A 17752-nucleotide genomic window follows, 5' to 3' on the forward strand; every position below is an offset into this window, starting at 1 on the left:
CCGATATTCAAAGACGAGCCGCTGAATTGGTAAATGGACGAGAAATAATGAACCGTTCTGCCAGACAAGCCGTTTACAAGCAACTCCGCGCTGAGTTTGGAATCCTGGATAATACGCCCTTTCGTGCTGCTGTGTCGCTGTCCGTTGTGAAAAATCGCAAGAAACCCAGTGATACCTAAAAAATACGCATGATGAGCGCAAAAACTACTCTACAGCTAATTAATGAGGTTTTCCCGATCCCTGCCAGCCTTAACCCTGAAGAAAATTACGCGGATGCCTTGAGCCTTGCGAGGCAGGCAGGCTTATCGGTAGAGGAGCGACCTGACAGTTTGTACGGAACGCTTTTGGTTGTAAGAAACCAGCGAGGCCAGGAGTTTCGCACAAGTATAAAAACGGCCTCCAGCGTGACAAATCTGATCATGAACGCACTTAGACAAGTTTAGACTTTCCGCTTTTGATCGCTGCGCCTGTGTAGGGATGTTCGCAAGCACCTCTACACAGGCCCGGTAATGAGCAGCGGAGACACAACCATGACTACAACTACTGCACCGCCACCAATGAATGTCGTAATGAATATCACGAACCGCGTCAGTAACGTCCTGCGCGAGCCCAATGCAACTAGCCAAGGGCGTCATTACCTGGCTGGCATTGGCGATCACCTGTTTACACTCAGTGGCAGGCCGGTTTCGATGGCAGAGTTAGACACAATGGTGAGTAACTTTGCTGATCGAGGGATGCGGGTTTGTATTTTGGATACTACCGGCGAAATATTCCCCGCAAAATTGCCCGCAGAAGAACCTCCAATGACACCTGACCACCTGGTTTTGTTGAAATTGCACGATACCGCCATGCAGAACGACAGCAAACGGGTTTTTCGCGATCTGCCCTCGCTTGGTGCGCGCGTCTACTTCAAAGTGCATCATACATATTATCTCGACATCGGTCTGTTGAAACCTGACCGCTACCCCACAAAAGACGAATGGGGCAAGGTCACGCAAATGATTGAGGCGTTGAGGATCGTGTTGCCGTCACTGTATACATTCGGGCGATCCGTGCGGGAGCGTCAATACTTTTTATATCGGAATAATCTCATGATTGCTCGTTGGAGGTAAGCGTGAAATCCACCAGGACACATCGAAATTCACAAGCCGAAAACCGAAAAGCACAGCGGCCTGTTAAGTGGCAAGCCGCTTCCCGGCCACAAGGCCAGCGACAGCCACAGTCACAAACACCTGTTCCGGCGTTGCGCCGCCGTACATCGGCATCCTACTGGATTTGGAGCATGTCCGACCTGGGTACGCTATACCGGATGGCGGAGATATGGATTACGAACCTGACCGATCCGGGTACGACAGCGTTCTATGCAGGCGGGATGGCTTTGCTCACGGTTGGGGCTGGCTTCCTGACCTGGGGGCTGGACATCAATCCCAGCCTGATCTTTGGTCAGCACCTGGCAACACAGCTTGTTAGCGAATGGACCAGCCAGCGTATTTTAGTCATGGTCGTTTTCTTGTTCAGCATTATGCCCAACCTGATGGAATTATTTGCGGTCGGATTGGCTGCGCACGGCAATATTGTGGTGGATATTGCGATCAAAGCCACGTTGCTGTTTGATGCAGCCACGGACTCCCCGATGGCGTTCTCGATTGCGCAAGCCATTGTACGCTTTTTCCTGCCTGATGGTACTGCCGCATCCTTGATCTTGTCTGGCCTCGTGGCTATCCCCGTGTTGGCGCTGGCAACGATTATTGTTGAGATTTTATTTCTCAGCTTCCTGGTGGCGACGGTCTTGCTGGTGCGGCACTCATTCAGCCTGCGTAGAAACAATCGTTTTGGACGGTAGAGGATCAACATGAAAGACAACATGATCGTATATGACACCGAAATGCCGAATTGGGTGCGCGGACTGGCCGAAATTGACGCGATTGACACAATTATGGTCATGGTCGGCTATCCATTCTCCTATGCCGCGGGTGGTATTTCTGGCCTCGTACTCTGGTCTGGGGCAATTGCAAGCGTTACGGTTCTGCGGAAAACGCCGATTCTTCCAGCCACGGGGCGACTGATTTACAACCTCATTAATCAGCCTGATATCTTGATTGGAGAATTCCGGGATGTGGTTTTGCCCGTATTGCGGGAAGACCCGCCCAATAATGTTCAGCCCCCTGCGCCTGCGCCTCGCCCCACCTCGGTGAATGACACCCATCCGATTCATGTGCAACCACAAACGGAAGCGCATATCGAATCGGTGTATGCCAGGGATATGGCAGCGCAGACCGTATCGTTCGAACCGGTGAATTCGGTGCGCGCCCTGACGCAGGCATATAAACGGCTAAATGAACTGCCCGCGCTTCCCGGTAGACACGTCGCTATTTTTGGCCCCACAGACAGCGGCAAGTCAACCATCATCAAGATTATGGTGCGCCACCATCAGGATGCTGTCGTCATCATCGGTGATCCGCACTATGAACCCGGCAACTGGCCTTCCCGCGCGTATGTAGTTGGCGCTGGTCGGAATTTTGGCGAAATTGCGTCCACAGTTGACGCGCTGGTAACGGAGATGGCCCGGCGTTACGCTGCTGCTGCCCGCGGGGAGCTTGTTTTGCAAGATGCGCAAACGATCTATTTTGTCACGGATGAACTAAGCGCCATTGCATCCAATGAGCCGGACGTAATGATTGGAATCACGGCTTTGGCGCAAGAAGGGCGCAAGGCGCGTATCTTTGTCATCATAACGCCCCACGGGGAGCAGGTATCTGCAATGGGGCTGGAGGGCAAAGGTCAGGTTCGTGAAAATTTTGCCTTCATCGCCGCCCGGAGTGTACCTGATAATCTCAAGCGCCTTCCAAGAATTGTAAAAGTCACGCTTGGGCCGCCGAAAAATAAGGCCAGCCAGAATTTAGGTTACTTTGTTGTCCCGCCTCCCCCGGTCTACACCGGAACGCCCTATTTTGGTCTGCCTCAATTCCTGCTGGAGCGTGTGCCTGAGTTGGAAAAGGGTGTGCCTGAGCATGTGCCTGACAAAGCCCAACGTGTGCCTGAGTGTGTGCCTGAGAACGGTTTTCAGCGTGTGCCTGATGCTGGGCACACCCCAGGCACAGGGTTTTCGACCCGATTCGGACGTGATTCTGACGCGACGCATTCGCTGGCCGCTTACCTTGCCCAATATGGATTTGGAATTCGCAAGATTGCGAACTTCCTGCCTTTTGCAAACGATGATGCCCGCCAGATTGCCAACCTCGCGTTGGCTGAACGAACCGAATTGCCCAAACGTCCCGATCCGGGCAGTTCCGATGAAATCGATCTGGTGCGCTACCTCCATGTTGAGTGTGGTGCGCCCATCGAGCGAATTGCCTCGCTGCTGAATGGGAACAAATGGGAGAACCTGGCGCGTATCCAGAACTACGGCAAGGATGGCAAGTAATGACGGCTATTCTTACGCGCCACGATTGGAACCGGGCTAAATGGGGCCGCTTGAAGCGCGATGAACCCGAATTAGCAGCGGAGCTACGGAAGAATATTCTGAAAGGATATACCCCTGAGTTTTTGGAGATGGCAATTGAACGTATTGTTGGCTGCTCAAATCTTGCCAAAGACATCCGCTATGCGGCTGAGTATTTGTGGAAAGAACTGTATGGCGAAGCTGGAAGCCCCGCCGATTCAGCCGGTCAGGTGAAACCATGAAATATAACCATTTTCTACTAACCCTGGCATTTTTTATGAGCTTCACCATGCTGGGCGCAATCTGGGTGGGCGTAATGTCGCTAACGAATAGTGGCTCAGGGGCCAGTATCGTAACCCTGATGCTTGCTCTACCTGTAGCGGCTACGCTGGTTTTTTTGGTGAATCTATCCAGGAAAGCTTATCAACACCCAGCGCCGCGACCGCGAAGTGCGAAAAGATGTCCTCTCGCGGCATTTGAAAGTCGTCTTTGACTCACAAAAGGAATCAGCATGACAGACAATGGACACAACGATATGAAAAATATCACCCGAATCGACAATAAGCCAAAATGTACCTACGGGTGGTTGGTGCGCATTTATCGGCGAGGGGAGGTATTTCGGAAGTTCTTTAGCGACAATCCGCACGGCGGCAAGGAAGCCGCTCTGGAAGCTGCCCTGACGTGGCGTGACGCGATGTATATCCAGCATCCAGTCGAAGATGTCCCCTTCCGCACACACCCGATGCGCTCCAACACGACCGGCATACAGGGCGTCTCGGAAACCTTTCACCGGTCATCGAGTGGAGCAAAGCTGCTTTGTTTTTCTGTCTTTTGGACGCCTCGGAGAGGCAAACGCAGGACAAAGCGATTTTACTTCCATCATTTTGACACGCGCGAGGACGCGCTGGAAGCTGCTGCCGCGTTCCGCAAAGAAAAAGAAAACGAAATCCGCCGCCGTTATCAGGCGGGGAAATATGAACCCCAGAAAGGATAAACAATATGGCAACGAAAATTATCACAATCGCCAATCAAAAAGGCGGCGTAGGCAAAACCACCACGGTTATCAACTTGGCGCATGGTCTGACGCTGAACGGTAAAAGCGTACTGGTAATCGACCTTGACCCGCAAGGGCATTGCGCCCGGTCGCTGGGTGTGAAATCCGAGGGTGGCGCAAACTACCTGCTTTCGATGGGCCTGGGGCAAGCCGAGACCGAATTCATCAAACAACAGGTTCGTAACACCAACCGTAAAAATCTCTGGCTCATTCCGGGCGATGTGAGCACCAATCACGCCCAGACAACGATCAATTCCGCCAGCTATCCGGTTTCGTGGATACGGGAAACTCTGGAACGCTTCACCGGCAATGGGTTGGACTATATCATCCTGGACACGGCTCCCAGCGTTGGCGGTATTCAGGAGCGGGCATTGTGGGCCGCTGACCTGCTGGTGATCCCGACTTCGGCTGAGTTTTTAGGAACAGATGGCGTGCGGAATATTTCCCAAATGTTGGTCAAGCTGCAAAAAAATCTGGGATGGCGAGGCTCTTTGCTGGGTGTGCTGCCCACAATGTTCATGGAGCGCATTCGGGAACAGTCGGCCTCCCTGGGCGACCTGGAGCAGGCTTTTCCTGGAAAGGTTCTGATGCCGATCCACCGGGCGGCTACGCTGAGCGAATGTCCGGGGATGGCCCAGACCATCTTTGAGAAAGACCCGACTTCACGCGCCGCTGAGGAGTACGGTGCATTTGTGAAGGAAGTTTTACGGTATTAGAAAGACAGAAGACCGGGGACTGGTGACGGAAGATAAACACTGGTTCTCAGTCTGAACAGGAGTAGTTATGGGACGCCGCAGCGCATTTTTTGATGATGAACTAGAACCGACTGAAAACAGTCAGTCATCGGATAGCAACGGCTTTGGGTTTGGTAATGATGCACCCGCGCCAGGTATCCAGCCGGAACGCCCGGCCTCGATTCTGGATCAGCTGCGCGTGGCAACACCCAAGAAAAAGGTGGTGCGCGATCGCTCTTGGGAGGAAGGCAATCCAACCAAAACCTATCGCAAGGTACACAGCGATATTCGCGATGCGATCAATGATATTGCCATCGACTATAACTACAATGCCAGCCAAATTGCGCAGGCGTTTCTGGAGTATGCCTTGATGTGCTATCGCCGGGCGGATTTTGCGCTGGAACTGGAACTCGATTCCCGGCACGGTTTGACGCTTATGCCAGGAGGTTGGTCGGACGAGAAAAAACCCATCTGGGCGGAGAATGCCTGGGGTAAGCAGCCTCCCCAGAAGAAAAAGCGGAAGAAGAAAGACGAAACGCCACTGTATAAAATGTTTGTCGGCTATCGCCTCACCCCGCACATTGTCGCCGAAATTGACGCGGTATGTGAGACGCGCCGCTTCCCGGATGGAAACATCATCAGTCGCAAATACCATGACGGTGAGGTTGTGGCGCGTTTTTTGACCTTCGCCATTGAAGCCTACAACAGCGGAAAATTGGCCTTGCGGGACGCTGAAAATGAGTAGTCCAAAAATCGAACCTGTGAATTTGGTGCAAATTTCAACTTTTTTTGAGCCAAAAAATCGTGCCGCTCACGTTGACGCTCACGCACCGCTCACGCACCGCTCACGCACCGCTCACGTTGCCGCTCACGTTGACGCTCACGTTGACCTTTCAAAATGTCCGGAGAGCGATTTATTTGCCCCCACAGATATGCTCGGATGTCTGGAAAATATCGCCCCGCAGAAACGCTCCTGACGATTTGTATGAGAAAGTTTTAGGAAATTCAAATGCTGCTCAAAATTGACCCAAAATCGGCTGCTCAGTTTAGCCTCATCCACGAAACTCCCGGTGAGATCATCGCTATCGATCACCGCCGCTATTACGTTGCCACCGGCGACCGGCTGGCGCTGCTGGTCTTGCGCAACGGCCTTGACCTGGCAACGATCACCGGCCAGGTGGTGGATGCCAGGCTAGGGTGGGATCATGCGGTCGAGCAATTCGCACCGGAGGCTGATGTCGGCTTGCGCCGTACCAAGATCAGCGTTTACCGCCGTGTCATCAATGCTCACCCGAATGGGCCGATGGGCGGCATCAAGTTCTTATCCACCATTTTGAAATCCGCTTCAAAACGAACATCGAGGAATACACCATGAAAGCCACACAAGCCTGGCAAGCCGCCCTCGGCCAACTCCAGTTGGAGATGCCGAAAGCCGCCTTCGATACCTGGGTACGTGATACCGAGTTCATCCGATTTGACGATGTAACCGGCATATTTACCGTTTGCACAAGGAACGCCTATGCCCGCGACTGGCTCGAAGATCGGCTGACCAGTACGGTACAGAAGTTGTTATCCGGGATCATGAACGGAGACGTTAGAGTCAAATTTGTGGTTGCGGAAACTGCACCGCAACCTCCGGGGGGACTTGGTTTCTCGATGGACGATTACCAGATGGCGATACCCGATGAGCGAACCGATGATCCAGAGACAGCCTGGGAGATTATTCTAAGCACACTGCAAAAGACGGTCAGGAGAGCGGAATTTGAAACCTGGATCAGCGATACGCGGTTTAGGAATTTGGGGGATGATGGTGTGTTCGTTGTTGAGCAAACACACAGCTATGGGCGGAAATGGCTCGAAATGCATCTCGGGGGGAAACTGGATGATGCACTTTCTGCGGTGCTTGGTCAAAGCGTTACTGTTATTTTTGCACAAGATCACGATTGCCCACCTGATGGAACTACACCAGAAGCGGACGCAGTCATCAATGTCGAAGTTATTTACGAGAGTTTCCAGAAGGTAATCACAAAGCCCAGAACAGCCGTGCGTGTTCCTGGCTACATGCGGCGCTGGATACCCTATTGGGGGCCATCACTTAGCTGGATGTATGTAGGTTTGGCACAAATTGCATTTTTTAGCCGCGTGAGTACTGGCGAATCATTCAAGGCGACGCTGCGCAATATTGCCTTGTGGTCAGGATTGGGCCCCCAAACAGTTATGCGACAACTGAATAGCCATCAAGCAGAATGGTTTCTTAGGTCGGCTGAAGATATGCACTACAGCATGTTAGCTTATATGCCTTTCACACCCGGCGATATTGAATTGATTGAAGAATTTCTCTCTGAACTTGGTGTCAAGGATAATCCTGTAAATGCTCTCGAAAAGGCGCTCATGGTGCACCGTCGAGACATACTACCCTTTCCGGTTTCTACACCAAAACAAATGCATCTTGAAATGTCACCCAATCCGCGTCCACCGGTAGAAACGATCCTTGATATTTGTCGCCCTTATCCTGCTTCTGATGCGGTAGAGATAAAGACATTAGCAGAACTGCTAGTAGCTCATTTGATGCCGGTACCTGACGAGTTGCATATCCCATTGTATTTCATCAGGTCACACTTGAAGCAACTGAGGAGTGGTCCCGGTTGGCTTGTCGCGTTACTCCGAGACGAGAGTTTTATTAGCAGGACTGAAGGTTACAAAAATCCCTTTTTTGTTATCGGTGGAGCGAAGGCGTTAGCGCAATGGTTAGGTTTTGCCGTAGATCGGGGTTATAAAAACCGGGTAACAGAATGGTTGTCTGATAGCGCTCGTGGAAAAGATTACCTGAAGCAATTTGTCAGCCACAAAGGGGGAGAATGGTATTCTGTTGTCCCGCAAGATTTGGAAATTCTTTCACCAGATGATGCCCATAAATGTGCAATGATGACGGAGTTTGTGGAAATCTTTGTCACTCACAAGGCGGGTGATTTACTGACTTTGTTGATGCAGGACGACAAAATAGAAAGCCTTGTTGAGCGCATTCATGAGTACCCAGGATTTCCGGCGCGAATGGAACAAGCAGCGAGACGAATTGAACAAAATCCGGCGCGAATGGAACAAAACCCCCGAAAATCCGGCGCGAATGGAACAAAATCCGGCGCGAATGGAACAAAACCCGGCGCGAATGGAACAATATTAACACTCTTTAAATACCTTAAAACCACCTTTAAATACTATGGTATTACCACCCCACAAATTCAAGCCTTTTTAGCTGACGCTAAACAGCATCAGAATGACAAGATTGCGATAATGGGTGGTGGTGAGATTTCATCTTGGGGGTTGGGTGATTTATTGCGTAAATCTGGAATAAAAAGCACAAAAATGCGCAACCAGATTCGGGAAACGATTTCGGCAGTTGAGTTTGTTGCTGCCACACTTTATGCTGTGGCTCAGTCAGATGATTCCGTAAGTGGGTTGTTGGCCAGCGTTTTGACAAATCCTGATGGAGTGCAATTGGATCAGAGTTACCGTGACTTGGCAAACCTGCATCCCGGTAAATTAGCGAAGTTGATCCAAGAAGCCTACGAGTTTGGCGGGATCACTGAAAATCCAGTTTGGAATGGCGCTATGCAATCGATCAAGCAAAGCCAACTTGAAGATTTGGCTGAACGATTGTTGTTGACTCAAAATAGCTAAGGATGGTCATCATGGATACAAAAATTCAAGAAAAGATTCGAGAAATCCAAGACGTTACTGGTTCGAACAACGACAGAGTAAAAGCACGCATATTGGTTACTGAACTTTTTTCTGGGTTGCTTGAAGATTCTGACGGCTTGGTCACCGATGAAATATTGGATGTGGCTGATGAATTGTACATGAGCTACAACGCGAATCATTTAGCAGAATTGTTAGGGCTGCGGATAGGTGATTTACGCCTTGCTTTACGGCGCGAGCGTCCTTGTAAATGCCCCAGATGCGAAGCGGAATTTACGCGTGAACTCATGCCTAATAAACAACCACACACCTGGTTACGGAATGGCTTTCACATAATGCACTGCGTAGCTTGTGAAAAAGAACTTCAAGAACAAGCCAAAGCAGAAGATAACAAAGCCGATTTTGAATGGGAACAAGAAAGAGCTTTTTGGCGCGAACAAATGCTGAAAGAGTTTGCCCCTTATCAGGCTACGGCGAGATTGATTTTCATAGCTTGCCTGGAAAAACAAGACTTGTGGGATATTGTTGAGTACAAAAAGCATATCCGTAGTTTTGGTCAGTGGTGGGTTTTTGGACAACGATCAAACGCACTTTTTCAGATGCGGCAGGCGAAATATTCGGGCTGTATGGTTTGTGGCTCTGAGCCGATAGCGCTTTGTTTGGTATCACACGATGCGGAAAAAGAACATTTTTTCTGGGGGGGCATGGGGCGAGATGGGACTGTTGGAAAAATGCTCACCAACGACAATGTTGATTATGCTCATGAAGCTCTATGGTGGTTAGAGCCATCTGCCTATTTCGGTTATGCCGAAGATCTTCCGCTCTTGCGTAGACCACTATTGTGTCTCTGTGGCCATTGCAAACAAGCGTTAGCTGAATCTTTCCCCCTTGTATATCCTGGGCAGTTCAGCCCTACAAGTTAGCACCATGAGCTACCAAGATTACTGCCTTGCTCTCGGCATACAGAACTGTGTTTGCTCCCTGATGCGAATATGGTTTCGGAAGGTATTTCGGATTTGCCCGGATTGTGACAAGCCGCACTGGTGGAAACCCGCTGCTCATAGTGAATGCTTCCCGTTTGGTCTTTGAGTTATGCCGATGAAATTTTCCGAAAAACAAACTTATATTTTCGACTTCATGCTTTTGGGTAAGCAAATTGCCATGGTTGGCGGTAACAGGATTCTAATTTGGCATGTAGACAAAGGCCCAGCCAGTACGATCTGCGCGCTGGAACGCAAGGGACTGGTAGAGCAGTTTTGGCCTGAAAGCCCAGAAGAATATCGCACATATAGCAAATTTAGATACTATCGAGCCGCACAAGCAGCGATTGAATAATATAGCGAGAAAAAGACAACATGACACAACACGATGTACTCAAACCCTCTGAAGCCGCCGAATACCTGCGTATCGGCCAATCCACCATTTACAAACTGTTGACGAATGGGGATTTGCCCGCCCGGAAGATTGGCGGCAGCTGGCGTATCTCGCGCACCATTCTTGACGAATGGCTGCGAGAAAGCGCCGTGACAAACCCGGTGCCGCAGATCGGCCAAGCTGTCGCGATTGCAGCAGGACAAACGGCTGCCGATGAATAACCGCAGACTATTAGGACCACGCCCTGATCCCGGCCCGGCCAGGTACAAGCCCGCGCGCAGAACTCCGTATGTGCCGAAGCCGCAACCACCCCCGCGACCGGCTCCAAAAGAGCCAATGAGCCTATTCAAGATACTCGCATGGGCTATGATTGTACCGATTTGCCTTATATGCTGTTCGTTACTCTATTCGTTGTGAGGCTTGCAATATTGGTGAATAGTTGAAAAAATGCAAAACATCGCATTTTATCATTCACGTTTGCGCTAGGCACTCCGTATTGACGAATCTATGGTAAATACTACGCAGGATTTGGATTGCTACTGGATTGGATGGTGAAATATGGCATTGAATGTTTATGCGGTTGCCGGTGAGGATGGCGGGAATTCGGCACAGCTTTCTGGCTGGATTTACGTGGAAAGCGTGGTGGATGTCCCCATGAAAGGTAAGGGCGAACAGAAGGCGCTGAGTTGTATACTGTTCACCAAGCGCCCGCCAGAGATCAGCAAGATTACACCCCGGCATCTTGCACTTGGGTATCGTGCGATCTTGGCTGGCGGTACGATGTTGGCATTTCTGGACAAAATACGACAGGACGATGAGATGCGCGGCCTACGAGGATTGGACAAAAGCAAAACGCTCCCCAGAGTTGTCATTCGGGGGCCGCTGAAGCACTTTCGGAACGGGACCTGCCAGGAAACCGTCATCGAGGTCAAGTTCGTGGACTTCATGGATATTTCCACTGGCAGTTAAGACGACAGCCCTTTCCTGGCTTATCTTGCGGCGTAAAAATGGGCCGGGGGCCTCTTCAGGCCTCGAACAGGCGCTACGCCCTGCGGCTCGACGCGATGGCCTCATGGCCTTGCGCCCGCCATCCGGCAGTCATTTCTGACTACCTCTTGTCCCCTGCAGGACTGCGTGGCAAGCGCGTACGGCCTCCGTAGGCCAGATAAACACACAAGCGAAGCGGCCACAAGCTGCTTCGTGCCGTACTTGCTCATGGGAGCGAAGCAAAAGCCTTTCGCCCTGCGGCTCGGTAGAGAAAATCAAAATTATTATGCAGAAGAAGAACAACGGAGAAAAATCACATGAAATTCAGCAAACAGCTACGAGCGAATGTGAACCCATTGGGTACAGGTGGTGAGGCCGGATGAAGAAACCAGGAATCGCAGATGCACGCATAGAATTTCGTTGGCGCTTAGCACAAATGCGTCGCCGTGTACGGCGTGCGTACTTGAAACGCTTTGATCCCGAAACTCTGGCAAGGGAACTTGCCACGGAGCAAGCCATACAAGCAGCGTATGACGAAATGTTCCGCGACTCACGCAAGTACTTCATAGACAAATCCTTGCGCTCTGTGCTTATCAACCAATCCCCGTCGCTGACCCCTGCCGAGGTCCGCGCGTTATGCTCATCGGTTTTCCTGGGTTCTCTGACCGAACCCGATGACAAGGTCAAAAACTAACAATCTTGGAGATCATCAACTGCACCAAGAAGCCGGTAGAAGATCGGATATTTGATGCCTGTGACCAAGTCCTGGATATTTTCAGGTTCGCGGGGATCGCCGACATCGAGGAAATCTTCGATGCCATCGGCCTGAGGATTGTCTACGATCCAGAGAATGAATCCGGGTATGTAAAAGCAGAGGGCAGGGGTGCATACCTATGGTCTTCCCATGCGGTCTACACCGGGGATGCCGGGATAAACGTGTCGTTGATGCACGAATTTCTGCACGCTCTGGATACTGAAGCCGCACCAACCCCGGAACAGTTTTTGCCAGTATTTTCGAAGCGGAAGGCGTTTGTCCCGTGGATACACAGATCCGTGTGGATTATCAACGGCGTATCGGGTGACTGGTTGGGTGAGGCTGACACATTAGAGCGATTGTTTTTTGAAGAAGCAATCATGTCCCCGCTCGTTACTCTCAATGGGTTTAATGCCAGTCTCCAGAATGTTGATATATTCCAGCTTCCGCAAGCTGAAATTGCTAAATTCGTGCGATATGCGATTGACCAGGACGCAACCCCAGCCCTAAGCGCGGTCAGGAACACAAAGAAAAAGTCGGTTGAGTTTGTGGCAGAACGCTTTGTTGACCTGGTTGATTATTTTCTGGCGCTACGGCAGCAACAAGCGGGAATGCAACCATACGGTTTCCCGATGAGTTATTATGCCCAGGAAGAAACATTCTGGATGCCTGAATGGGTGGAATACCATCAAGAAAAAATTGTCAAAATGCTCACTGCGCGGGTTGAAATTATTCGAGGCAGAATTGCTGACGGCTCGTTGGCTGATATGCATGAATACCAGAAATCAGTAATCGAAGTGATTAATCCGGGTATTTACATGTACCCGGATGACGTACTGGTCGAAAAATGCAAAACAGCACTAATGAATATTGATCGCAATAGCCCGTGGCATTGGCGGCATTTTGTAGAGCATATTCATTCGCTTACGGCTTCCGGTGACGTTTCGTGACAATCCTGCGCAATATCCAGCTCCGCTCTGTCACGACAGAGTAGCCCCCAGGTGTACTGTATTGGCGATTGGGTAGACAAGTTTTTCGTGACAAGATAGCCGCAGGCCCGCGCTGGATCGGGCGATACACTGTCACGGGTTTTGCAAAAGTGGAGGAAAGATGAAAATAAAAAAAACGGATGTATTTGGCCGATCGAGAACGGCGGATGGTGAATCCCTATGACCTCATCATCGCAAAAACAAATTTCTAAATCTGACCGCCACATCACTTGCAATCGCTGTGATTATCAGGGCATGGCAACGGTGACTGTCTACGAGCAAGCCCCTGGTCAGCGGTTTATCGGCTGGGAATGTCCAAAATGTCAGGCTGGACATATGAGGTCGCTGCTCCAGAAACCAGTTGTGGAAAAACCTGATTGACCTGTCGGTTTTGTTTGCCGGAAAAACCTTGACGCAACCAGAATATATTTGCTAGAATAGCTGTGTGCAGGCTGCCCCCCTCAGTTTGCACGCCTAACGAATGCAAGCCCGCCGCTCCCTCGGTGGGCTTGTGTTTTTGTGGAAAAAAAAGACATCTATAAAAAACATTGCAATTACTTACGTTGTGTGTCATAATCGAACTATGCGATATTCACAAATTTTAGACACACTTGGCGACGAGACGCTTTTTGAAACTTCCCTATTTGCCGTCGGAGCTACCTCTCTCTATCAAGCCCAGCGGCGATTGACCGATTGGACAAATACAGAAAAAATTACGCCATTGCGCCGGGGGTTGTATGTGCTTCCAAGGGAAAAACGAAAGATTGAGCCACACCCTTTCCGAGTTGCAAATCGCTTGATGGCGGGGTCATATGTTAGCCTGGAAAGCGCATTACGTTATCACAATCTCATCCCCGAACACGTTGCTGCTATCACATCGGTTACGACTGGTCGCCCAAGAGAGTGGGAGAATGAATTTGGCAGATTTTTCTATCGGCACATCCAACCTCGGTATTTCTTTGGAGTCGAATATCGCTTGGTGCTTGGGCGGCAACATGCGTTTATCGCTTATCCAGAGAAAGCCTTGCTTGACCTGATCTACTTCCGAAAGGGGGGGGATGTACCGGAATTTATTCAATCTTTACGTCTGCAAAACCTTGAAACGCTCAATTTGAAGCGGTTGCAACAGCTTGCAAGGCGTTTCAATAAACCAAAAATCCACCGAGCAACAGCAACTATTGTTGAATTAGCCGAACGCGAACTACAGGAATACGAGTTGCTATGAAAGCCTATTTACGAAATCTTTGTGTCAATGCGGATACGCCTTTGATTGCACAACATCTTGTGCGAGAATACTTGCAGGCACGTATTTTGCAGAGTCTTCAGCGTGTTGGGGCGATGCAAAGCATTGCCTTTCACGGGGGAACGGCATTGCGATTTCTTTACGAGATCCCGCGTTATTCTGAAGACCTGGACTTTACTTTGGAACGTGCCGTCACTAGCTATGATTTTCGCAAGTATCTCCACCAAATCGAGCAAGACTTCACACCAGAAGCCTACGCGCTTGATTTCAAGGTGAGTGACAAAGGAATTGTGCAAAAAGCTTTTGTGCGCTTCCGCGGTCTGCTATATGAGCTTGGGCTTTCGGCGCATAAATCCGAAGTATTGGCAGTGAAGTTGGAAATAGACACAAATCCCCCTGCAGGTGCTATATTGGCCGCAACACCCTTGAAGCGATATGTGGCGCTAAATTTGCAGCACCATGATCGGGCATCGCTTTTCGCCGGTAAACTTCATGCGGTATTGCAGCGCCTCGGCCAAATTTGTAGTCTGGATATTCGCTTCCCCGGCCAGATCAGCAATCGTGCGCGCCAGCTTGAGTACGCGATGATACGCGCGCGCCGAAAGCTGTAATTGCTGCATGGCCGTTTTCAGCAGCGCGCTGCCTGCCGCGTCGAGTTGGCAATACAGGCGCAAATCCGCCGGGCGCATATCTGCGTTACACAAAATCCCCCCCGTCGACTCGTTGAATCGCACCCTTTGGTGTTCCCGCGCTGCCTCTACACGCGCCTGGATCGTCGCCGAATCTTCCCCCAGACGATCGTCGCTGAGTTTTTCGTACTCGACACGCGGCACCTCGATGTGGATGTCAATGCGGTCGAGCATCGGCCCGGAGATGCGCTTCTGGTAACGGGTGATGATCTGGTTCGAGCAGGTACACTCTTTGATGGAATCGCCCGCGTAGCCGCACGGACAGGGATACATACAACTGGCATGTTTTCTAAAGGAAAACATGAGATTATTCCAAAACTTCCTTGATCGTATTCACAGCCCAATCAACTTCATCTTGCGTGATGACGAGCGGCGGAGCGAAGCGGATGGTGTGAGTGTGGGTTTCTTTGCAGAGCAAGCCCTTTTTTGCGAGGGCTTTGACGAACGGCTTCGCGCCGCCCGCTTCCGGCTCGAACTCGACAGCGATCATCAGCCCGCGTCCGCGAATTTCCTTGATGTGTTCATTTTCAATGGTTTTCAAACCGTCGAGGAAACGTTCCCCCATCTTCGCGGCGTTCTCGACCAAATTCTCTTCGACCAAAACCTTGAGCGAGGTGCGCGCTACCGCCGCGGCGAGCGGATTGCCGCCAAAGGTGGAGCCGTGTTCGCCGGGGTTGAGCACGTCCATCACTTCAGAGTTGGAGAGAACGGCAGAGACGGGGTAAAAACCGCCGGAGAGGGCTTTGCCGATCAAGGTCAGGTCGGCTTCGATGCCTTCATGCTCTTCGGCGAGCAGTTTGCCCGTGCGCCCCAAGCCGGTTTGGATCTCGTCGAGGATGAGCATAACATTGTTTTCAGTACAAATTTCGCGGACTTCCTTTAAGTAGCCATCGGGCGGGATGTTGACACCCGCTTCGCCCTGAATGGGTTCGACCATAAAGGCGACGGTATTGGGCGTGATGGCATTGCGCAAGGCTTGGGCATCGCCAAAAGGCACTTTCACAAAGCCCGCCGGGAAAGGCCCAAAGCCATTGCGAGAATCGGGGTCGGAGCTAAAACCGACGATGGCGATGGTACGCCCATGGAAGTTCTCATCACAAACAATAATTTCGGCTTTGTCTTCCGGCACACCCTTGACCGTGTAGCCCCACTTGCGCACAACTTTGATAGCGCTCTCAACCGCTTCCGCGCCGCTGTTCATCGGCAGGACTTTGTGGGAATTAGTCAGTTCGCAGAGTTCTTTGTAGAAGAACCCTAACTGGTCATTGCGAAAGGCGCGCGAGGTCAGGGTCAGCTTTTCCATCTGCTCCTGCATCGTCGCCATGATCTTGGGGTGACAGTGTCCCTGGTTGACGGCAGAGTAGGCACTCAGGCAGTCGAGATAGCGTTTGCCTTCCACATCTTCGACCCAAGCGCCATCGCCTTTGGTCAGGACAACATCGAGGGGGGCGTAGTTGTTTGCGCCGTACTGATTTTCGAGATCGATATAATCTTGCGTTTTCATTCAACAGCTCCTTGGCATGAAAAAAGTTAAAAAAAGCCCGATTTTTTATAAAATCAGGCTTTGCTCAGACTACAACGACGTTTCAGCTTCCTGTCGCAGGTCATCTTTTCAGAAAACAGGAAATACTTCACAACATTGAAACAAGCTCTTCTATTGGCGTGTAATCCATATCAAATCCAAAATGTTCTGGACCTCCCAAAGAGAGACCATACTCCGAGCGAAAGGCTTCGACGCCTTTATTGCCAATGACGGTGATTTCATCGCCCATCTGTAAATTGGAATTGTAGATTCCTTTCCCCCCATCGGTATAAAGGAATGTAATCAAATCAGGGCTGGTGATCCAGGGTTTATCATTCAGCCAACTGATATGGTTTTCGTTTTTGAACCAAACCTTCAAGGTGTCGCCTGCATTCTTCCCCTTGCCAGTGATCTCGACAGTTCCGTAGTAATAGCCGCCCCGGTCTTCTGTCTCAAGGGCAGAAACTGTACCGTCAAACAGCCGCCAGGCTTGTGCGGTTTCGAGCGTAGCATCGATTGGATCAACACCTTTTTCGCGGGCTTCCCGCAAAGATTTCCCGATCTGCAAGCAACGAGTTAGTGTGCCACGCACGACGATATCTTTCATTTCGGAGGCGATCAAGGGGGTTGTAGCGACTGCGATATTGCCGTAGGAAGCGAGGGCGAGCATTTTTGCCATCCGTTCAAGCATGTAAGTGCTGACAGCATGTTTGACGAAAACACTGTTGCCCCACATATCTACACCCGCAAAAAGATTGCTCTGTTTTCCATACAGACAGTAGGTGGATTGTAACTCTTCGGGGACGGCGCGCCCGATATAGTCGCCATCTACGACCGAGATACCCAGCCGAGCGCCAACGGCGAGGGGAATAGCAACACTATCGGGTCCCAATTCTGCCGGGACCACGCAACCAAACTCACGTCCAAGAGCGTTCCCGAGTTCCTTGGCAGCTTTGACCAGATACCATTCATCATCCACTTCGACCAGATTTTGGGCGCTAATCTCATCCAAAGCTTCCGCAGACATCGGCGCAATTGAGCCATGCAAGCCGATGGTGAATGTCCACGCATCGTCAGGGATGTTCTCGGCATTAATCCATTCTATGGTTCGTCCTTCGTTGATGACTTCGGCAAGAAGCTCAATGCCCTCCTGATAGCTGCCACCGCCGCCCGTACCGAGCCATACGGCACCTTCGAGCAGGTCTTCGCAATCTTCGATGGTGCGCAAAACAGTTTTTTGTGCTTCTTTGTGAGACATGTTTTTTCCT

Annotated in this window: 21 protein-coding genes; 18 read left to right on the forward strand and 3 right to left on the reverse strand. The window is 50.8% G+C overall.

Translation table 11 applies throughout. From position 1 onward, the window contains the following. Positions 1-530: 530 nt before the first annotated feature. The 18 genes from HN413_01015 (at position 531) to HN413_01100 (ending at position 14255) form a co-directional block, all read left to right on the forward strand. Positions 531-1112: a hypothetical protein gene (locus tag HN413_01015; GenBank protein MBT3388969.1), complete on the forward strand. Its 582-nt coding sequence runs from the start codon at positions 531-533 to the stop codon at positions 1110-1112. Between the two features lie 2 nt (positions 1113-1114). Beyond that, entirely contained in the window at positions 1115-1843 is a 729-nt protein-coding gene (locus HN413_01020; GenBank protein MBT3388970.1) for a hypothetical protein, read from the forward strand. A 9-nt stretch (positions 1844-1852) separates the two neighbouring features. Further along, positions 1853-3424, forward strand: coding sequence for a hypothetical protein (locus HN413_01025; GenBank protein MBT3388971.1), 1572 nt, complete (start codon positions 1853-1855; stop codon positions 3422-3424). Further along, entirely contained in the window at positions 3424-3684 is a 261-nt protein-coding gene (locus tag HN413_01030; protein ID MBT3388972.1) for a hypothetical protein, read from the forward strand. Before HN413_01025 ends, HN413_01030 begins: the two co-directional genes overlap by 1 nt. A 269-nt stretch (positions 3685-3953) precedes the next feature. Further along, complete coding sequence (locus HN413_01035) at positions 3954-4436, forward strand: hypothetical protein (GenBank protein MBT3388973.1); 483 nt, start codon at positions 3954-3956, stop codon at positions 4434-4436. Positions 4437-4441: 5 nt separating this feature from the next. Continuing rightward, a complete protein-coding gene (locus HN413_01040) occupies positions 4442-5212 on the forward strand; it encodes a ParA family protein (protein ID MBT3388974.1) in 771 nt (256 codons plus the stop codon). 67 nt (positions 5213-5279) lie between these two features. Beyond that, complete coding sequence (locus tag HN413_01045) at positions 5280-5975, forward strand: hypothetical protein (GenBank protein ID MBT3388975.1); 696 nt, start codon at positions 5280-5282, stop codon at positions 5973-5975. Beyond that, complete coding sequence (locus HN413_01050; protein ID MBT3388976.1) at positions 5968-6207, forward strand: hypothetical protein; 240 nt, start codon at positions 5968-5970, stop codon at positions 6205-6207. Before HN413_01045 ends, HN413_01050 begins: the two co-directional genes overlap by 8 nt. Before the next feature lie 32 nt (positions 6208-6239). After that, positions 6240-6605 (forward strand): hypothetical protein, encoded by a 366-nt coding sequence (locus HN413_01055; protein ID MBT3388977.1) that lies wholly within the window; start codon positions 6240-6242, stop codon positions 6603-6605. Beyond that, positions 6602-8908 carry a hypothetical protein gene (locus HN413_01060; protein MBT3388978.1) on the forward strand — a complete coding sequence of 769 codons (2307 nt, stop codon included), beginning with the start codon at positions 6602-6604 and terminating at the stop codon, positions 8906-8908. The genes HN413_01055 and HN413_01060 overlap by 4 nt, the downstream gene beginning before the upstream one ends. Before the next feature lie 11 nt (positions 8909-8919). Further along, positions 8920-9849: a hypothetical protein gene (locus HN413_01065; GenBank protein MBT3388979.1), complete on the forward strand. Its 930-nt coding sequence runs from the start codon at positions 8920-8922 to the stop codon at positions 9847-9849. A gap of 175 nt (positions 9850-10024) precedes the next feature. Continuing rightward, the gene (locus HN413_01070; protein ID MBT3388980.1) at positions 10025-10261 is read left to right on the forward strand and encodes a hypothetical protein; all 237 of its coding nucleotides are present in this window, start codon (positions 10025-10027) and stop codon (positions 10259-10261) included. A 20-nt stretch (positions 10262-10281) separates the two neighbouring features. Further along, on the forward strand, positions 10282-10521 hold the full coding sequence (locus HN413_01075) for a helix-turn-helix domain-containing protein (protein ID MBT3388981.1): 240 nt from the start codon (positions 10282-10284) through the stop codon (positions 10519-10521). A 337-nt stretch (positions 10522-10858) separates the two neighbouring features. Next, positions 10859-11269 carry a hypothetical protein gene (locus HN413_01080; protein MBT3388982.1) on the forward strand — a complete coding sequence of 137 codons (411 nt, stop codon included), beginning with the start codon at positions 10859-10861 and terminating at the stop codon, positions 11267-11269. 397 nt (positions 11270-11666) lie between these two features. Next, complete coding sequence (locus HN413_01085) at positions 11667-11981, forward strand: hypothetical protein (GenBank protein MBT3388983.1); 315 nt, start codon at positions 11667-11669, stop codon at positions 11979-11981. Positions 11982-11986: 5 nt separating this feature from the next. Beyond that, entirely contained in the window at positions 11987-12991 is a 1005-nt protein-coding gene (locus tag HN413_01090) for a hypothetical protein (GenBank protein ID MBT3388984.1), read from the forward strand. 219 nt (positions 12992-13210) lie between these two features. Beyond that, positions 13211-13411 (forward strand): hypothetical protein, encoded by a 201-nt coding sequence (locus tag HN413_01095; protein MBT3388985.1) that lies wholly within the window; start codon positions 13211-13213, stop codon positions 13409-13411. 100 nt (positions 13412-13511) lie between these two features. Further along, positions 13512-14255 carry a hypothetical protein gene (locus tag HN413_01100; GenBank protein MBT3388986.1) on the forward strand — a complete coding sequence of 248 codons (744 nt, stop codon included), beginning with the start codon at positions 13512-13514 and terminating at the stop codon, positions 14253-14255. A 461-nt stretch (positions 14256-14716) separates the two neighbouring features. Here the strand turns inward: HN413_01100 and HN413_01105 are convergent, their stop codons facing one another. The 3 genes from HN413_01105 to HN413_01115 all read right to left on the reverse strand — a co-directional run bounded on the left by HN413_01105 (position 14717) and on the right by HN413_01115 (position 17742). Continuing rightward, on the reverse strand, positions 14717-15265 hold the full coding sequence (locus tag HN413_01105; protein ID MBT3388987.1) for an ATP-binding protein: 549 nt from the start codon (positions 15263-15265) through the stop codon (positions 14717-14719). A gap of 4 nt (positions 15266-15269) precedes the next feature. Next, positions 15270-16466, reverse strand: a complete 1197-nt coding sequence (locus HN413_01110) for an ornithine--oxo-acid transaminase (GenBank protein ID MBT3388988.1) — start codon at positions 16464-16466, stop codon at positions 15270-15272. Between the two features lie 127 nt (positions 16467-16593). Continuing rightward, positions 16594-17742 carry a DUF917 domain-containing protein gene (locus HN413_01115; GenBank protein MBT3388989.1) on the reverse strand — a complete coding sequence of 383 codons (1149 nt, stop codon included), beginning with the start codon at positions 17740-17742 and terminating at the stop codon, positions 16594-16596. Between the last annotated feature and the right edge of the window lie 10 nt (positions 17743-17752).

It is taken from the genome of Chloroflexota bacterium, assembly GCA_018648225.1.
Lineage (GTDB): Bacteria > Chloroflexota > Anaerolineae > Anaerolineales > UBA11858 > NIOZ-UU35.

Coding starts and splice junctions, on each gene's coding strand:
- HN413_01050 (MBT3388976.1), top strand. CDS start 5,968: ATGAGTAGTCCAAAAATCGAACCTGTGAATTTGGTGCAAATTTCAACT.
- HN413_01095 (MBT3388985.1), top strand. CDS start 13,211: ATGACCTCATCATCGCAAAAACAAATTTCTAAATCTGACCGCCACATC.
- HN413_01075 (MBT3388981.1), top strand. CDS start 10,282: ATGACACAACACGATGTACTCAAACCCTCTGAAGCCGCCGAATACCTG.
- HN413_01105 (MBT3388987.1), bottom strand. CDS start 15,265: ATGTTTTCCTTTAGAAAACATGCCAGTTGTATGTATCCCTGTCCGTGC.
- HN413_01030 (MBT3388972.1), top strand. CDS start 3,424: ATGACGGCTATTCTTACGCGCCACGATTGGAACCGGGCTAAATGGGGC.
- HN413_01040 (MBT3388974.1), top strand. CDS start 4,442: ATGGCAACGAAAATTATCACAATCGCCAATCAAAAAGGCGGCGTAGGC.
- HN413_01100 (MBT3388986.1), top strand. CDS start 13,512: ATGCAAGCCCGCCGCTCCCTCGGTGGGCTTGTGTTTTTGTGGAAAAAA.
- HN413_01045 (MBT3388975.1), top strand. CDS start 5,280: ATGGGACGCCGCAGCGCATTTTTTGATGATGAACTAGAACCGACTGAA.
- HN413_01110 (MBT3388988.1), bottom strand. CDS start 16,466: ATGAAAACGCAAGATTATATCGATCTCGAAAATCAGTACGGCGCAAAC.
- HN413_01115 (MBT3388989.1), bottom strand. CDS start 17,742: ATGTCTCACAAAGAAGCACAAAAAACTGTTTTGCGCACCATCGAAGAT.
- HN413_01085 (MBT3388983.1), top strand. CDS start 11,667: ATGAAGAAACCAGGAATCGCAGATGCACGCATAGAATTTCGTTGGCGC.
- HN413_01055 (MBT3388977.1), top strand. CDS start 6,240: ATGCTGCTCAAAATTGACCCAAAATCGGCTGCTCAGTTTAGCCTCATC.
- HN413_01025 (MBT3388971.1), top strand. CDS start 1,853: ATGAAAGACAACATGATCGTATATGACACCGAAATGCCGAATTGGGTG.
- HN413_01060 (MBT3388978.1), top strand. CDS start 6,602: ATGAAAGCCACACAAGCCTGGCAAGCCGCCCTCGGCCAACTCCAGTTG.
- HN413_01065 (MBT3388979.1), top strand. CDS start 8,920: ATGGATACAAAAATTCAAGAAAAGATTCGAGAAATCCAAGACGTTACT.
- HN413_01015 (MBT3388969.1), top strand. CDS start 531: ATGACTACAACTACTGCACCGCCACCAATGAATGTCGTAATGAATATC.
- HN413_01035 (MBT3388973.1), top strand. CDS start 3,954: ATGACAGACAATGGACACAACGATATGAAAAATATCACCCGAATCGAC.
- HN413_01080 (MBT3388982.1), top strand. CDS start 10,859: ATGGCATTGAATGTTTATGCGGTTGCCGGTGAGGATGGCGGGAATTCG.
- HN413_01070 (MBT3388980.1), top strand. CDS start 10,025: ATGAAATTTTCCGAAAAACAAACTTATATTTTCGACTTCATGCTTTTG.